Below are 16,373 nucleotides of genomic sequence, written 5' to 3'. Positions count from 1 at the left end.
AGCTATTCCTGATGAGCGTGCCGATATGATCTAGCTTACTTGGTAATTTCTTCACAGGGATGGACCACCATGACCAACACACCGCATTCCCATTCTACCGCGGGCACATTTTCGCGAGATATTCAGCAATACCTTGCTCATGTGAGCATTGAGCGTTCGCTATCTGCCAATACGGTGGCTGCCTACCGCCGCGATATCACCCACTATGTCAAGCATTTGGAAAGGCGCGGCGTGAAAAACTTCGGTGAGGTAACACCCGAAGATGCCGCTTCTTTTGTTGACTACTTACATGGCGGAGAAAGTGGCACAAAGATGGCGTCTTCTTCGATAGCCAGAATGATGACGTCAATTCGCCGTCTGCACGAGTTTTTGTTTCTTGAGGGGCGTACCGCCTTCGATCCGACGACGAATGTGCGCCCGCCCAAACAGGCCGAGCGCTTGCCAAAGGCAATAACGATCGAGGAAATGGATCGTCTAATTGAAGCATCGTCGATTGGCGAGGGCCCGGTGCCGCTACGCGATCGTGCCCTGGTAGAGGTGCTGTACGGCACGGGAGCCAGAATCTCTGAGGCAGTTCGATTAACGCCGGATGACGTCGACATCAGCTCTGCGAACATACGGCTTTTTGGAAAGGGGAGAAAAGAGCGAATTTTGCCGCTTGGCAGATACGCAATCCAGGCTCTGGAACAATATGTGGTGCGCGGCCGGCCAGAATTGGCCGCCAAAGGCAAGGGCAATCCGTACCTGTTTCTCAATAAGCGTGGCAACCCGATGTCTCGTCAATCTGCGTGGACTGCCATTCAGGAGGTGGCGCGCCGTGCGAAAATGGAAGGCATATCTCCGCATACTTTTCGTCATTCATTTGCAACACACCTTCTTCAAGGTGGAGCTGATGTGCGCATCGTTCAAGAAATGCTTGGGCATTCCTCTGTCACCACCACGCAAATTTACACAAAAGTCACGTCCGAGACGCTGAAAGAGATTTATGCAACTTCACACCCGCGGGCGGTTCATCGGTGAAACCTAGGCGGGATCGGGTAGATTAGGAGGGTGACTCCCGTACAAACTGATCTTCTCGACGAACTAGATCCGGAGGGCGACTTCCCACTGCCCCCCGATCTTGAATCACATGGCCCCGCGCGAATTATTGCTATGTGTAACCAAAAGGGTGGGGTTGGAAAGACGACGACCTCGATCAACTTAGCGGCGGCGTTAGCTGAATACGGGCGGAAGGTACTCATCGTTGATTTCGATCCGCAAGGTGCAGCTTCGGCCGGGCTGGGCATCAACGCCATGTCACTGGAACGTACACTTTACGACGAAATGTTGGCGACTAAGCCCGATGTCACGAGAATAATTCAGTCGACATCTACGCCGAATTTAGACGTGGTTCCCGCAAATATTGAATTGTCAGCTGCTGAGATCCAGCTGATTAATGAAGTGGCGCGTGAACAGTCATTGATGCGCGTGCTGCGCCCGGTTGTCGAAACGTACGACGTGATCATCATTGACTGCCAGCCCTCCCTGGGATTGTTAACAGTCAATGCTCTAACAGCTGCCCACGGTGTCATGATCCCACTTGAAGCCGAGTTTTTTGCAATGCGTGGAGTGGCATTGCTCGTTGATCAGATCGAGCGGGTACAAGACCGGCTGAATCCGCAACTTCGTATCGACGGCGTTCTGCTAACGATGGTCGACAAGCGCACGTTGCACGCGCGCGAAGTAATTACCACGATTCGCGAGCAGTTCGGGGAACGGGTGTTCGACACCGAAATTCCGCGAACCGTGCGCTTCCCAGATGCCACAATCGCTGCCGAACCAATCACTAGCTACGATCCGAAGTCTAAGGGTGCCGAATCTTATCGCCGCTTGGCTCGCGAACTAATCGCGCGCGGTGGTTCACCGTAGTGAGCACCGCGCCCTTCGAAGATCTCTTTAGCTCGGATGCGTTCGCGGTCGAGCTCGACGTCTTCTCCGGACCATTTGACGTGCTCCTCAATTTGATTTCTCGAAAGAAACTCGATGTGACGGAGGTTGCACTAGCCGATGTTACTGACGATTTTTTGGAGTTCGTACGATGCCAGGATGAAGTTAACCTGTCCCAGATGTCTGAATTTCTCGTCGTCGCAGCTACCTTGTTGGACATGAAGGCAGCACGGTTACTTCCACGTGAGGAGATCGAAGAAGAAGATCTCGAAATTCTTGGGGCACGGGATGTCCTGTTTGCAAAGCTTCTTCAGTACAAGGCATATAAGGACGTCGCAGTGGACTTCGCGGCTAGAGCCGGGGTGCAATCACTATCTATTCCGCGCGATGTTCCCATGGAAGAGCACTTGCGTGAGCTTCTACCGGACGTAGATCTGCGCATTAACGTGGACGATCTTGCCATGCTGGCTGCGGGGGTTTTCACTCGAACTCCGCAGGAGATCACCTTCGATCACTTGCACGATCCGCTCGTACCGGTTGAGAGCCAGGTGGCCTATTTGCGCGAAAAACTCGTTATAGGTGATCGCGTCTCATTCACGAACCTGTGCGCGGATGCGCATTCGGTGACCATGGTCGTATCTCGTTTCCTCGCGGTGCTCGACATGCTTCGAACTGGGGAGCTTGCAGTGGAACAAGACGCTCCGCTGGCAACGTTATATGTTGTGCGTGTAAACGAGCAAAAATCCGTGGCGATCCTAGTGGAGAGGAGCGATGATGAGTGACCAGTTCCAGCGTGGTGCCATCGAAGCAATACTGATGGTCGCGCCCGATCCGGTACCTCTCGCCATTCTTGCCGAAACGCTCCAAATGAGCGAAGCGGACGCCGATAGCCTCCTGCGAGAACTTTCACGTGAATACGAACAGGCCCACCGCGGATTCCAACTGCGTGAGGTTGGTGGTGGATGGCGGGTCTACTCCCATCCACGCTACAGCGAAGTGGTCGGAGAGTTCGTCACACACGGGCAATCATCCAGACTGTCGGTTCAGGCTCTGGAAACGCTCGCAGTTGTCGCGTATCGGCAACCTGTTACACGCGCACAGATCGCCGCAATACGAGGCGTTGAGGTAGACTCCGTAGTTCGAACTTTGGTGACAAGGGGCCTCATTGAGCAGGTGGGGCAAACCGCAGCGACCGGCGCCAGCCTGTACGCGACAACCCAGCTGTTTTTAGAGAAAATGGGAATGAACTCAATCGATGAGCTCGCACCTCTTGCCCCCTATCTCCCAGATGATACCGATCTCGACGATCTCGAAAAGGAACTGATATGAGCCGCGCGCAAGACCTCCACGATCCGAACGGCGAACGTTTGCAAAAGGTACTGGCCCATGCCGGCGTCGGCTCGCGACGCACCTGCGAAGAGCTGATCGCGCAGGGGCGAGTGAGCGTCGACGGCGTCGTAGTTCGCCAACTCGGTATCCGTGTGAATCCGGATACGGCAGTTCTACACGTGGACGGCGAACGCATCCAACTCGATCAGAGTAAGCTGACAGTAGCTCTTTATAAACAGCGCGGCGTGGTGTCAACAATGAGCGACGATCAAGGCAGACCAACGCTTGCTGACTACGTTCAAGATCTTCCCGAACGCCTCTATCACGTTGGCCGCCTCGACGTTGACACCGAGGGGATCATTCTTTTGACCAACGACGGCGAACTCGCCCACCGTCTCGCCCATCCCTCTTATGAGGTGCCTAAGACCTACGTTGCTCGAGTCGAAGGAACCGTGACCCGAGGCCTGACGAAGGTCTTAGAAAAGGGAATCACACTCGAAGATGGGCCAATCAAGGCGGATCGGTTCACTCTTCGGGAAGCTGGCCGAAAACACTCGATAGTTGAAATCGATCTGCACTCGGGGCGCAACAGGATCGTGCGTCGAATGATGGAGGAAGTTGGCTTTCCCGTGATCGACCTCGTTCGCACCAGGTTTGCCAATATCCAAATCGGACGGCTGCGCCCAGGCGAGGTTCGCACGGTGGGTGGCTCTGAGCTCGGCGCTCTCATGAGTATGGTGGACCTGTGAATGACTCCGTTTTAACCCCATCTCCGGTGCTCATCATCGGGGCCGGGCTATTGGGAACGTCCATTGCCCTGCGCCTTAGGCGTGCCGGGGTGGACGTCCACATTGAAGATTCCTCGCCGGTAGCAGCATCCCTTGCCCGTGATCTCGGTGCTGGCACGATCGAGCCCGTCGATGAGCCGAAGGTCGTCGTCGTCGCTATATCACCGGATGTCACAGCCCCGGTTGTACGCGATGCGCTGGATAGGTTCCCGTGCGCCGTCGTCACAGACGTCGCATCCGTTAAGGACCGCATTCGGCAAGACCTACTTGACCATCCCGGCGTTGATCGCTGGGTTGGTTCACATCCGATGGCTGGCAAGGAACGTTCGGGCGCAATCGCCGCAGATGCCGATCTGTTCGTTGGACGCCCGTGGGTCATTTGCGCCGACGATGAAACGCAAACGGCGGCCATGCAAACAATACGGACCTTGGCTGTTGACATGGGCGCAACGCCCGTCATGCTGGATGCGGCAGAGCACGACCATGCCGTTGCGCTCATATCTCACATGCCGCAGCTTATGAGCTCGCTTGTGGCCGCAGCTCTCAAAGACGCACCCGCGGAAGCTCTGGATTTAGCGGGTCAGGGGCTGCGGGATGTGACCCGTATTGCCGAATCTGACCCTCTTTTATGGACGTCCATTATCCACGGAAACCGCAGGCAAATTGCCGGAGTCCTACGAGGTATTTCCGCGCGCCTAGGCACCGTGATCTCCGCCTTAGACCGCGAGGATGTTGGGCTCGACCGGATTTCTTCAGTTATCGCGGACGGCAATTCCGGTGTGGCGCGCATACCCGGAAAGCACGGCGGTGCGCGGGCAAATTATGCCGAAGTCATCGTGCTCATCCCGGATGAACCGGGCATGCTTGGTCGGCTTTTTGCCGAGATTGGCGACCTGGGGATAAACATTGAGGATCTCGAAATTGAGCATTCTGCCAAGCAGGAAGTCGGGCGCGTGATCGTATCAGTGATGCCGCAACAGGCAATGCCGCTTGAGCGCGGACTTGACCAGATGGGATGGAGAGTCGTGACATCTGAAACAAAACAGCCGATCGTGATCGCAATCGATGGGCCTTCTGGCTCAGGTAAATCTACGGTTGCCAAAGCGGTGGCCAACAAGCTCGGTCTTGCCTACCTCGACACCGGTGCGATGTATCGAGCGGCTACGTGGTGGGCGCAGCACAACGATATCGACTTGGACGATCAGGCCGCAGTAAGCCAAACGACTCAAACAATGCCGCTGTCAATTGACCGTGACCCGAATCATCCGCAGTTCACGGTAGGTGAGCACGACGTCACTGACGAGATTCGCACATCTGCCCTGTCAAAGATCGTGTCAAAGGTGGCTGTGAACTTGGATGTGCGGGCGGAGCTGGTGCGCTTGCAACAGGCGATCATCTTAGAGGAATGCACACCGTCAGGGCATTCGGAAGGCCGGGGGATCGTGGCCGAGGGCCGCGACATCACCACCGTCGTTGCTCCCGACGCGACTGTGCGCGTTCTGCTGACGGCTTCGGAAGAAGCGCGCCTTGCACGCCGCGCGTTAGAAACCCGGGGTAGTGCCGATGAGGCGGCAATTGCCGATACGCGCGATGAAGTTCTTAGACGAGATCAGGAAGACTCGACAGTTTCAAACTTTATGACCGCCGAAGACGGCGTGACCCATATCGACTCATCTACCATGACGATCGATCAGGTTGTTGACGCCGTGATCTCGTTAATTCCGGAGGGCTACCGTGACAACTGACGAACGCGCCGACAATTTTCCCGAGTTTGAGGGCGATCAGAGCCCAGATCTCGATGAGCAACGATACGAGCTCATGCGGTCCTCACTCGATGATTATGAGCTTGACGAGGAAGACTTAGCCCTCATCGAGGCCAAGGTTGACCTTGCGCAGCCAGCCCGCTCTTCAACAGCGCCAGTTCTCGCCATTGTTGGCCGGCCGAACGTCGGAAAATCAACTCTCGTGAACCGGATTGTTGGAAGGCGCGTGGCGGTGGTTCAAGATACGCCCGGCGTTACGCGCGATCGCGTCTATTACGATGCCGAATGGAACGGCCGTAAGTTCACGGTTGTTGATACCGGCGGCTGGGAAATCGACGTGCAGGGCATCGATCTTTCCGTAGCCAACCAATCCGAGATCGCAATTCGCGAGGCTGATGCCGTCATGCTGGTGGTCGACGCGACCGTTGGGGTGACCGATGCCGATGAGCGGATCGTTGAACTGATCAGACGTTCGGGTAAGCCGACAGTCTTGGCGGCTAACAAAGTTGATTCAGAACAATTGGAAGCAGATGTTGCGTACCTGTGGGCGCTAGGTGTGGGCGAGCCGTTTCCAGTTTCAGCGCTGCACGGTCGAGGCTCAGGTGATCTGCTCGATGAGGCAATGCGTGTGCTCCCCAAGGAATCCGCCGTGCAGCGGGAGCGGCCAGGTGAAGGCCCACGCCGAATTGCGCTCGTCGGTAAGCCAAATGTTGGAAAGTCATCGCTACTTAACAAGTTGGCGGGGGAGAACCGGGTGGTCGTGGACGATGCCGCGGGTACAACACGTGATCCCGTGGATGAGATCATCGAGTTGGACGATGAGTTGTGGACGTTCGTCGATACCGCGGGTATTCGGCGTCGTGTGCACCTACAATCTGGAGCCGACTATTACGCGTCATTGCGCACCCAGCGTGCGCTTGCCGGCGCCGAATTAGCACTCGTGTTAATCGATGGTTCGCAGGATTTGACCGAACAAGATATTCGGATCATGCAACAGGTTATCGAGTCGGGAAGAGCCATGGTGTTAGTCGTTAATAAGTGGGATCTTGTTGATGATGAGCGGCGAAAGATGCTCGACAGTGAGCTGGAGCGTGAAATGGTCCAGATGCCATGGGTTGAACGCGTCAATATATCTGCACAAACGGGTTGGCACACCAATCGCCTGACACGTGCGATGCGCCGTGCCCTGGAATCGTGGGATAAGCGCATCCCTACCGGTAAGCTCAACGCAACTCTGGGCGAACTCGTCGCGGCAAATCCGCATCCGGTTCGTGGCGGTAAACAGTCCCGTATCCTGTTCGCAACACAGGTAGCTGTTCAACCGCCACGATTCGTGCTGTTCACGACAGGATTTTTAGATCACGGTTATCGCCGCTTCATCGAACGTCGATTCCGAGAAACATTTAATTTCACGGGATCGCCGATAGAGATTGGAGTGCGCGAGCGCGAGCGGCGAAGAAGTAGGGGTTAGCCTACTTATCGGCTATCAGCGCGACGAAGCGATTAATGTAATCTTGCACGAAATCACGCGTAGATTCGCTCGCAAATTCGGTGCCGTCGTCGTTGAGAAGCGTGGGGGATTGGCCGAGGAAAACCTCGGGCTGGCCGGGAATTGGCATGTCAAAATAGGAAAGCGCGAGTTTCAGGTTCTTCTGGCTCGAATATCCGCCCATCTTACCCACTGAGTGGCTGATGATTCCGGCGGGGAGATTCTTCCAGGCGACGTCCTCGTTTGGCTTGGAACCAATATCGACAGCATTTTTCAGACATGCTGGGACCGAGCGATTGTTCTCCGGTGTTACGAACAGAACGCCGTCTGAGGATTTGATCGTCTCTCGGAAGTCACGGTATTCGCGAGGCGTAGGTTTGTCTTCTACGGCTGGGTCATCGTAATCAAAGTCGTATAGTGGCAGATCGCGAATCTCGTAGATTTTTGCCTCGTAGCCCTCGGGGAACATTCCCAGAGCGATGTTTGCAATTTTTCGAGCGTAGGATGCCCGGCGTAGGCTTCCAACGAGCACGGTTACTTTCTTCGTCATGGTTTCCTTTCACATAGATAGTGACGATTCTTCGCTAGCACGAATAAATAAGTTCGACGTGTCTAACTTATCAAATGTGCAGAGAAAGGCCCATGGTTTGCTTCTTTTAGCTGCGCCGGCATGCGAAAATAACGTCGTGGACCACACACGATCCGATATGGATATCTCCGGCGTGCTCTTTGTCAATGATGGGCGCGGCTAAGGTCTGCTTCATCTGGCTGAATTGGCTTCGATTTGGTGATGAGCTTGTGCCCAGCCCATAGAGCGAGGAACATTGGGAGCCCTATATAGCTGGAAAGCAGGGACGTAAAGGTGCCATCACCGAGGAATGCTTCGTAATTTTGCCCTGCGATGACGACGAGGCACATGAGCATAGCCAGTAACGGCCCGAATGGGAAAAGCGGTGCTCGAAACGGCAGATCCTTCGCATCCCCACCCTGAGCAACGTATGCGCGGCGGAACTTCACATGGCACCATGCGATACAGACCCACGTAATGAAACCGGCAAGGCCGGATGCGTTGACCAGCCATGTGTAGGCCTGGCCTGAACCGAGAAGTGAAAGGAAGAATCCGACGGCGCCGACCGCCGTCGTCGCCAACAGGGCGGCCATGGGAACGCCCCACTTATTAACGCGCGCAAAAATCTGTGGCGCCTTCTTTCCTTCCGCGAGCGCATAAAGCATTCTTGTGGACACGTAGAGGCCCGAATTGCCGGCGGAAAGGACTGCGGTGAGAATGACCGCGTTCATCACCGAGGCAGCGGCAGCGATGCCTGCGCGTTCGAAGACGAGCGTGAAGGGGGAGAGGGCGATATCGCCGTTAGGGTTCAAAAGAGAGGGATCCGTGTACGGAATCAGAAAACCAATGACGGTGATCGCGCCGATGTAGAACAGGAGAATACGCCAAAAGACCGAACGTGTAGCCTTCGGAATATTCTTTTCCGGATCTTCCGTTTCGCCGGCGGCAATACCGAGCATTTCGGTGCCTTGGAAAGAAAAGCCGGCGATCATAAACACGGAGAGGATGCCTAGGCCACCGTTGACGAAAGGCGCCTCGCCCGTCGTCCAATTGTGGAAGCCAACCGAATCCCCGCCCATGATTCCGAGGATCATTGCGAGCCCGAGAACAAGGAAAACGAGAACCGTGATGACCTTGATCGATGCGAACCAGAACTCGCTTTCACCAAAACCACGCACCGAAATGGCATTGAATGTAAACAGAAGCGCAAGGAAACTAAGTGACCATACCCAGCTTGGCACGTCTGGTAGCCAATACTGCATGACGATCGCGGCGGCAACAAGCTCAGCTGCCACGGTGATTGCCCAGTTGTACCAGTAGTTCCAGCCGGTGGCGAAGCCAAATGAAGGTGAAACGAAACGCGTGCCGTACTCTTCAAATGATCCAGAAACCGGGAGAAACGTAGCCATTTCGCCGAGGGACTGCATGAGGAAGAAAACCATGAGACCGATCAGCGAATAGGCGACCAGAGCACCGCCTGGACCCGCCTGATTGATCGTCGCGCCGGAGGCAACAAAGAGACCCGTGCCAATCGCGCCACCGATGGCAATCATGTTCAGGTGGCGCGCGTGCAGGCCCCGCTTTAGCTTGGCGCTGTTAGCTGAAGTAGCCAATTGATTTTCAGACATATGTACAACTTTCCTCGTGCAACTTGGCCATCGTACCCCCTTGCCCGCGCGAAAACGTGGATGTTATGAAGCATGGGCAGGCGAACGAGGACGTTTCGGTAGTGATCTACGCCAAAGATTGGGTGGGTTGTGGTATTTAGGAAGTGCGGTAGTCCGGTGTTGTAGGTCTCCGTGCTGATCTAGCAAAGGATCAACTGGAAAGTTCCGGATTTTCTGACATCTCGTTGAAGGATGAGAGTGGTGAAAAATCAGTCTGGAAAGCTTCGAATTGGACCGTCACATCGCAAGTTCCAGAAGCTGGTGGCTCTGTTGCTCCAAACACTAAGATCTTTTTATATTTGCATCACGATACTGCAGACTCCGACGATGACATGGAATCCCGGAAAGAACAGGGTGCAGGCTCTTCCCAAAACGATAATGATGACGAGGAATCAGGCCCCGATGTCATTCCTGGTAATTATGAGATGCCGGACTTTATCGGCCAACTGGGAACCGATGCTGTGGGGAAGCTCGTTGACGATGGATTTACGGGGTGGATCAACTACGTCGATGTCGAAACTGGTGAGTCGCCGAGCGTTTTTACTGGTTGGACAGTTGAGCGTCAACATCCTGAACCTGGTGTGATGATTGATATTGATCAAAATGATGTCACGCTCTATATGCGTGAAGGTGAAGCACCGGTGACATAAACTAGAGACAACGTAAATTCGCTTGGACTGGATGAAGGTGATGCCGTTAGTGCTTGCGGTAATGCTTGGGAAACGATTTTGAAAAATGAGTTTCCTAACTCGAAGGTGAAAGTTCATACTTGGATCGGCGTTCTCACAAGTGATCTCCAAGACGATGACACTTTCTTCGTAAAGATAGAAACCTCAATCGACGACAATAAGATCAATGTGGAATGTAATGTCGGGGGATCGCCTAGGTCTCCTCAAGTGGAGACACTATACGCATATTAGAACTCGAATGCATGTGACCTCTCGATTAGGAGAAATCGACGAAATGTGGGTCTAATGATCGGGTTTGGTCGCTAGAGCTCTGATAAGCCGGAGTCATCAATACATGAGGGCTTGCAGTTGAGCCATACGTGACTTGGCACGCCTACGTTCATCCTATTTTCCCGAGTTCGGCTATTTCTCTTAGCCGAACTATTTTTCCGCACCCGACTTCTTGTCCAAGCCGAACTATTTTCACACCTCCCTTTTTCCTGGCATGTAGAAATAAGGGACATTGTCCACAGGACAGGGGCCTACCTCAGGGGGTGTACAAAACTGCTGACTTTGAGCGTTCAGATAGAGGCTCGCGCCGAAAAACGGCTTTTTTCGAGTAGAAATGCGCACCCCCCCCTCAAGTAGCCCACTATTTCGGAACCCATGTGGCGCCGCCATTAACCCGCATTTTGTCTATAACCCCCATGCGTGATCTTGGGGTGTTGCTATCTTTGAGAGCGCGGCCGGTATCCCGTTTTGGTTGAGATACCGGCCGCATTTAATGGTCGGGCTAGCGGGATTTGAACCCACGACCCCTTGACCCCCAGTCAAGTGCGCTACCAAACTGCGCCATAGCCCGTGACTCATAGATACTAGCCGAAAAGTCACTTGTTTTACCAAATGGTTAACAGCGAGCCATATCACCAACGAGTCTTCTCACTGATGCGATGGGGTATCCGCGAGCTAAGCCGTGAAGAGGTATCACAGCAAATAAGCACCGTGGAATTTGAAACTCGGTTTCTTCGGCGCGACAATTGCACCGTGACTGAAAACCTGAAACGTTCCGAAGCCCGTGCCCGCACTGAACTCCTCACGATCGAGTCTTATTCGATCGAGCTCGATATCAGCGAAGCTACCTTAGAAACTGAGTTTTTCGACGTCATTAGCGCGATTACTCTGACCGCGCGAAAATCGGCCAGAACTTTTATCGATTTCATCGGACATGAGGTGGCTGAGGTCCGAATCGACGACGCCGAGGTGCCATTTTCCTTCGATGGTGCGCGCATACACCTTGCGATGCCGGAAGGTGCGCACACAATCGAGGTGCGAGCGCGCGGTCGGTATTCAACGACTGGGGAGGGGCTACACAGATTCCGTGATCCCGTAGATAGTGAGACTTATCTTTACAGCCAGTTTGAACCAGCCGATGCGAGGCGCGTGTTTCCCAACTTTGAACAACCGGACTTGAAAGCTACTTTTTCGATTTCGATCACCGGACCGGCGCGGTGGACGACGCTCTCGAATGGGCGCCAAATTGCCTGCGAAGCAGTGGGCAGTAAATCCGATGAAATTGCGTTGGCTCGCCGCACATTCGCCACAACTAAACCCATGTCCACGTATCTGGTTGCCTTTGTTGCGGGCCCGTATTGCGCTTTCCACGACGCCGTGGAGATAGACGGCCAGACCATAGATCTCGGATTCTACTGCCGAGAATCTCTCAAGGCGCATTTCGATCTGGACGATATATCGACGGTTACGAAACAGGGCTTGCAACTTCTGCCGAAAGTTTTCGACTACCCGTACGTGTGGGGAAAGTATGATTCGGTATTCGTACCGGAATATAATCTCGGCGCAATGGAGAATCCGGGGTGCGTCACCTTCTCCGAGGACGCCTATATTTACCGCGGCAAGTCGACCCGAGCCCAACGCGCGAATCGTGCGAACACGATTCTTCATGAAATGAGCCACATGTGGTTTGGCGACCTCGTCACGCCCGTGTGGTGGGATGACCTGTGGCTTAAGGAGTCCTTCGCCGAGTTTCTCGGTGCGTGGACCATGGCAGCCACGACGAAATACACAGAGGCGTGGGAGAATTTTGCGGGCGCTCGGGTCGCCTGGGCGCTTCGCAACGATCAATACCCGACCACGCATCCAATCATCGCTCACATTCCCGATCTTGAAGCGGCGGAGCAGGCATTCGACGGAATCACCTATGCCAAGGGCGCTGCGGTGCTGCGGCAACTCGTTGCCTACGTCGGAGAAGACGCGTTCTTTTCCGGGGCAGCCCAGTTGTTCAAGAAGAATGCTTTTGGAAACACGACCCTTACTGACCTATTGGCTGCTCTTGAAGCGACGTCAGGCAAAGACTTGGGGGAGTGGGCAGACCAATGGCTGGCGAGCGCCGGCGTTTCCACCGTCGTCGTTGAACGGCAGCCGGGCGGCGTGAAGCTTACTCAGGTGGGGACCGATCCACAGACTGGCAAGGCAATCACGCGGCCACATTTGCTACGCGTCTCGGGTTGGAGCAGTGACGGGAAGACCTTGGCAAAAGCGGGGCAGACCGACGTCGAACTCCGGGATTCGATATACGTACCTTGGGAGGAAATTGGTGGGGAAGGAGTGGACCTTGTCCTTCCGAACGATGAGTCATTGTCATATATCAAGATCGACTTTGACGAACGTAGTGCCGACGCTGCGCTCGCCTTTGAACTCGATGACTCTTTTGGGCAGTCCATTGTGACATCGGCCCTGTGGGAGATGGTTCGCGACGCGAAACTTCCAGCCGCGGCATTCGCTGATAAAGCGTTACGATCAGGGGACCACGTGGCTCCACACGTTCTGGCTACTCGCGTCAACAACGCAATGTTTGGCCTGCAACGATATGTGCCAGTGGATGAGCGCGACGCCGAGCTCACCGCTTTCTTCGAAGCTGCAACTCAAGCGCGCTCAGATAGCGAATCCGACGTCCACTTGATTTGGAGCCGTGCACTGGCTCGAGCGGGCGCCTCGTTGCCGCACAAGGACGATGTGCTTGCCAGCACCTTGGCATCGACGCAAGATCAAGATCTGCGCTGGATGCTGCTCACGGCTCGCGCCGGGATTGGTTCGATCGGACAGGCCGAACTCGATGAGGAGTTAGCGAAAAGTGGAACGGCCTCCGACGTCGTAGCCCATCTACAAGCATGGGCGAGCCTGCCAGGTTCGACAAACGAGGCGCTCGAAAAACTCAAGGGCGGGGGATTGTCCAACGATCATGTGTCGGCACTCATCGCGGGGCTGACGCAGCCGCTGCGAGTTGAGTCAACTCGCGAAGCTTTTCCCGATTATTTCGAACAGTTGGAAGCTATCTGGCGTCTGAATTCACAAGAGATCGCTGAACGGATCATTTATGGCCTGTACCCAATGTCGGATTTTAGATCCACTGAAACCCCTGAGGAAAACGCAGATTTTCGTGAAGCAGAGGCGTGGCTAACCGAGCACAACAGTGCTCCGGCCGCGCTTCGCAAGATCGTTCGCGATTGTCAAGATGAGCATCTGCGAGCGTTGCGTGCTCAGGCAGCCGCGCAATAAAAGTGAGTGTCTCACAATAGGATATCTCCCGGTGACAGTGATGCCTCGGTGGGCTAAAGTTATGTGCACAGCACGCGCATAGGGGGAGTAATGGCAGACTTTGAAGTTCAGCCGGAGGGTGATCCGACGTCGACATCGCGGTTTTCGGCGATCACTTCGACGCAACCGGAAACTCAGCCAACGCCGAAGGGCTTGGACGCTGAGGATATCGCCACCATTAATGCGCTTCCTGCAACATCCGCGCTTTTAATCGCCCGTAGTGGCGCAAATGCCGGTGCGCGTTTTTTGCTGAATGGCGATTCGACCACCGTAGGGCGTCACCCGAAGTCTGATATTTTTCTTGATGATGTGACGGTATCTCGTAAACACGCTTTCTTTATCCGCTCTGGCAAAGACTTTTTCGTTCAAGACACCGGCTCGCTAAACGGGACCTACGTCAACATGCAGCAGGTTGAAGAGGCGAAATTAGCCGATGGGGATGAGGTTCGCATTGGCAAGTTCCAGCTGACCTTCTACTCTTCGCCGCAGGCGGCTCAATGAGCCCCAGGCCCAAAATTGCGTGGGACGTCGGATATCCGAGCACTTGGCCTCATGAGGTTTCTCATGAGCCAACGCTGAAGATTGGTGAGGTCGCCTCTTTGCTACGGCACGAGTTTCCGTTTCTAGCAACCTCAAAAATCAGATATTTCGAGTCGCAGGGTTTGATCGAACCGCACCGAACCACATCGAATCAGCGGCTATTTTCATTGGCCGATGTTGAACGGCTTCGCTTCATTCTTGTTGAGCAGCGTGACAGGTATGTTCCTTTGCCTCAGATTAAGGAGATGCTGAGTCAGCTAGACAGCGGACAGGCGCAGGCAGAACATCCTGGCAGAATACGCGCTCTTCCTGCGGGAACAGAGGTGCGGCCGAGCCCTGGGACAAGAATTAGCAAGGAAGAACTGGCCGCATTGACCGGTGCATCCAATCGAGAAATTGAACAGTTGATTCAGACGGGAATGATCATTCCGGACGCTCGGGGGAGGCTGACTGCTCAGGCTGTAGATATTGTTCGGTTCTCTCAGATGCTTGCAGAATCTGGGATGGATCTGCGCAGTTTGCGGCAGGTACGAAATTCGGCCCACTCCCATGCTGCGAATGTTGTGGCGCGTTTAGCTACGGAACGAGCAAAGAACACGCCCGTCGCCAAAGAACGTGTGGTCAACGAATCTGCGGAGCTGGCAACGATGCTGACGAATTTGTACCGTGCATTGCTGACGGAGCAGATCGACGTACAGCTGCGTTAGGAACAAAAAACTTAAAGCAGTACTTTAGACACAGGTTAAAGACACGCCGAACTCGCTTGAAGCAACCTCATTGAGAATCACATCATTGAGGTTTAGGCTAGGCGGTAAACCAATTCGAAGGAGGCTGACGTGAGTGACGCATTCGCACAGGGCGCACAACCGCAGCTCGCACAAGGGGTGCTTTTCGGCGGTCAGATCCCTGATCTGGACACCGAGACGGGCTACCGCGGCCCCGCAGTTTGCCGCGCCGTTGGAATTACCTATCGTCAGCTCGACTACTGGGATCGTACCGGGCTTATAGAGCCTTCAATTCGCTCTGCAAAGGGCTCGGGATCACAGCGTCTTTACTCTTTCCGTGACATCCTCGTGATCAAAGTCGTCAAAAGACTTTTAGATACAGGTGTTTCGCTTCCACAAATCCGAATTGCGATCGCTCAGCTCCAAGAATACGGAGTGGAGGACCTCGCATCAATCACGCTCATGAGCGATGGAGCCTCCGTTTACCTGTGCACCTCTAACGATGAAGTGATCGATTTAATTCAAGGAGGCCAGGGCGTGTTTGGAATTGCCGTTGGCAAGGTGTGGCGTGAAGTCGAAGGAGAGCTTGCCGAACTACCAACGGAGCGCGTGGAAGACGGCGTCGTCGATGAGCTTGCCGCTCGCAGAGCCGCCAAACGCGATGCCATGTAACTCGAAGCCCCGCAGACTCACTGAAGTTCCCTGTCGATCAGATGTGGAACTAACCGCGGGGAAGTGCCGAGCTGGTGGAATCGGATTTCCGATTCATCGCTTCTTAGGTCCACGCTAATTTGACATAATATATATTATCGGATCGATGGGCCGGGCTCGGAACCATCCGTGCTCAGCACCTTTCCGCTTTATCCCGGGCAAAATGATGCTTTGCGGAGCCGGTCAATTCCGCCTTCGATAAAATAGCAATAACTTTACTTAAGGAGAATGTGGTGGCAGAACGTTCGTTACGCGGAATGAAAATCGGTGCTTATTCGCTGGAATCTGATGTTGGTGTAGCCTTTGTGGCGCGCCGTGAAGAAACTTATGAGTGCGCCATCGAAGGCCACACCTTCAACGTTACTTTTGCCCAGGATGCCGAAGCTCCGCAGTTTTGGGAATGTAAATGTGGAAATGAAGCCGAACTCGTCCGCGGTGGCGGCGTCGATGATTCCAAACCCGTAAAGCCGCAACGTACCCACTGGGATATGCTGCTCGAACGTCGAACCACAGATGAGCTTCAAGTGCTTCTAGATGAACGACTCGAACTGTTGCGTGCTGGAAAGTTGCACCAACGTCGTCGGTAA

General features: G+C 54.4%; 15 protein-coding genes, 1 tRNA gene and 1 pseudogene. 14 read left to right on the top strand and 3 right to left on the bottom strand.

The features are described from left to right. The first annotated feature begins 69 nt into the window (after positions 1–69). The 7 genes from xerD (at position 70) to der (ending at position 7,277) form a co-directional block, all read left to right on the top strand. Positions 70–1,020 (top strand): site-specific tyrosine recombinase XerD, encoded by a 951-nt coding sequence (gene xerD, locus J2S70_RS00310; protein ID WP_307681763.1) that lies wholly within the window; start codon positions 70–72, stop codon positions 1,018–1,020. A gap of 30 nt (positions 1,021–1,050) precedes the next feature. Beyond that, on the top strand, positions 1,051–1,908 hold the full coding sequence (locus J2S70_RS00305) for a ParA family protein (protein ID WP_307681762.1): 858 nt from the start codon (positions 1,051–1,053) through the stop codon (positions 1,906–1,908). Next, the gene (locus tag J2S70_RS00300) at positions 1,908–2,708 is read left to right on the top strand and encodes a segregation and condensation protein A (protein ID WP_307681761.1); all 801 of its coding nucleotides are present in this window, start codon (positions 1,908–1,910) and stop codon (positions 2,706–2,708) included. The genes J2S70_RS00305 and J2S70_RS00300 overlap by 1 nt, the downstream gene beginning before the upstream one ends. Beyond that, entirely contained in the window at positions 2,701–3,255 is a 555-nt protein-coding gene (scpB, locus tag J2S70_RS00295; RefSeq protein ID WP_307681760.1) for an SMC-Scp complex subunit ScpB, read from the top strand. Before J2S70_RS00300 ends, scpB begins: the two co-directional genes overlap by 8 nt. After that, positions 3,252–4,004 carry a pseudouridine synthase gene (locus J2S70_RS00290; RefSeq protein ID WP_307681759.1) on the top strand — a complete coding sequence of 251 codons (753 nt, stop codon included), beginning with the start codon at positions 3,252–3,254 and terminating at the stop codon, positions 4,002–4,004. The genes scpB and J2S70_RS00290 overlap by 4 nt, the downstream gene beginning before the upstream one ends. Beyond that, positions 4,001–5,788, top strand: coding sequence for a prephenate dehydrogenase (locus J2S70_RS00285; protein WP_307681758.1), 1,788 nt, complete (start codon positions 4,001–4,003; stop codon positions 5,786–5,788). Before J2S70_RS00290 ends, J2S70_RS00285 begins: the two co-directional genes overlap by 4 nt. A gap of 73 nt (positions 5,789–5,861) precedes the next feature. Beyond that, positions 5,862–7,277 (top strand): ribosome biogenesis GTPase Der, encoded by a 1,416-nt coding sequence (der, locus tag J2S70_RS00280; protein ID WP_307683339.1) that lies wholly within the window; start codon positions 5,862–5,864, stop codon positions 7,275–7,277. Position 7,278: 1 nt separating this feature from the next. Here the strand turns inward: der and J2S70_RS00275 are convergent, their stop codons facing one another. Continuing rightward, positions 7,279–7,845 carry an NADPH-dependent FMN reductase gene (locus J2S70_RS00275; protein ID WP_307681757.1) on the bottom strand — a complete coding sequence of 189 codons (567 nt, stop codon included), beginning with the start codon at positions 7,843–7,845 and terminating at the stop codon, positions 7,279–7,281. Positions 7,846–8,027: 182 nt separating this feature from the next. Next, positions 8,028–9,491 carry an amino acid permease gene (locus J2S70_RS00270; RefSeq protein ID WP_307681756.1) on the bottom strand — a complete coding sequence of 488 codons (1,464 nt, stop codon included), beginning with the start codon at positions 9,489–9,491 and terminating at the stop codon, positions 8,028–8,030. A gap of 170 nt (positions 9,492–9,661) precedes the next feature. Between J2S70_RS00270 and J2S70_RS08785 the strand changes: the two are divergent. Then, a pseudogene (locus J2S70_RS08785) lies at positions 9,662–9,820 on the top strand (hypothetical protein); the annotation flags it as partial. A gap of 42 nt (positions 9,821–9,862) precedes the next feature. Next, the gene (locus J2S70_RS00265; protein WP_307681755.1) at positions 9,863–10,180 is read left to right on the top strand and encodes a PASTA domain-containing protein; all 318 of its coding nucleotides are present in this window, start codon (positions 9,863–9,865) and stop codon (positions 10,178–10,180) included. An 803-nt stretch (positions 10,181–10,983) separates the two neighbouring features. Here J2S70_RS00265 and J2S70_RS00260 read toward each other — a convergent pair. Further along, positions 10,984–11,060: transfer RNA gene (locus J2S70_RS00260), tRNA-Pro, on the bottom strand. Positions 11,061–11,242: 182 nt separating this feature from the next. Between J2S70_RS00260 and pepN the strand changes: the two genes are divergently transcribed. The 5 genes from pepN (at position 11,243) to J2S70_RS00235 (ending at position 16,373) form a co-directional block, all read left to right on the top strand. After that, a complete protein-coding gene (gene pepN, locus J2S70_RS00255) occupies positions 11,243–13,771 on the top strand; it encodes an aminopeptidase N (protein WP_307681754.1) in 2,529 nt (842 codons plus the stop codon). Positions 13,772–13,861: 90 nt separating this feature from the next. Further along, complete coding sequence (locus J2S70_RS00250) at positions 13,862–14,311, top strand: FHA domain-containing protein (protein ID WP_307681753.1); 450 nt, start codon at positions 13,862–13,864, stop codon at positions 14,309–14,311. Then, a complete protein-coding gene (ftsR, locus tag J2S70_RS00245; protein WP_307681752.1) occupies positions 14,308–15,057 on the top strand; it encodes a transcriptional regulator FtsR in 750 nt (249 codons plus the stop codon). Before J2S70_RS00250 ends, ftsR begins: the two co-directional genes overlap by 4 nt. A 129-nt stretch (positions 15,058–15,186) precedes the next feature. Further along, entirely contained in the window at positions 15,187–15,747 is a 561-nt protein-coding gene (locus tag J2S70_RS00240; RefSeq protein WP_307681751.1) for a MerR family transcriptional regulator, read from the top strand. 272 nt (positions 15,748–16,019) lie between these two features. Beyond that, entirely contained in the window at positions 16,020–16,373 is a 354-nt protein-coding gene (locus J2S70_RS00235) for an RNA polymerase-binding protein RbpA (protein ID WP_307681750.1), read from the top strand.

It is taken from the genome of Trueperella bonasi (assembly GCF_030811535.1).
GTDB classification, from domain to species: domain Bacteria; phylum Actinomycetota; class Actinomycetes; order Actinomycetales; family Actinomycetaceae; genus Trueperella; species Trueperella bonasi.
Note: the sequence above shows the minus strand (reverse complement) of the source record. Positions and strands in the feature narration are given on the sequence as shown.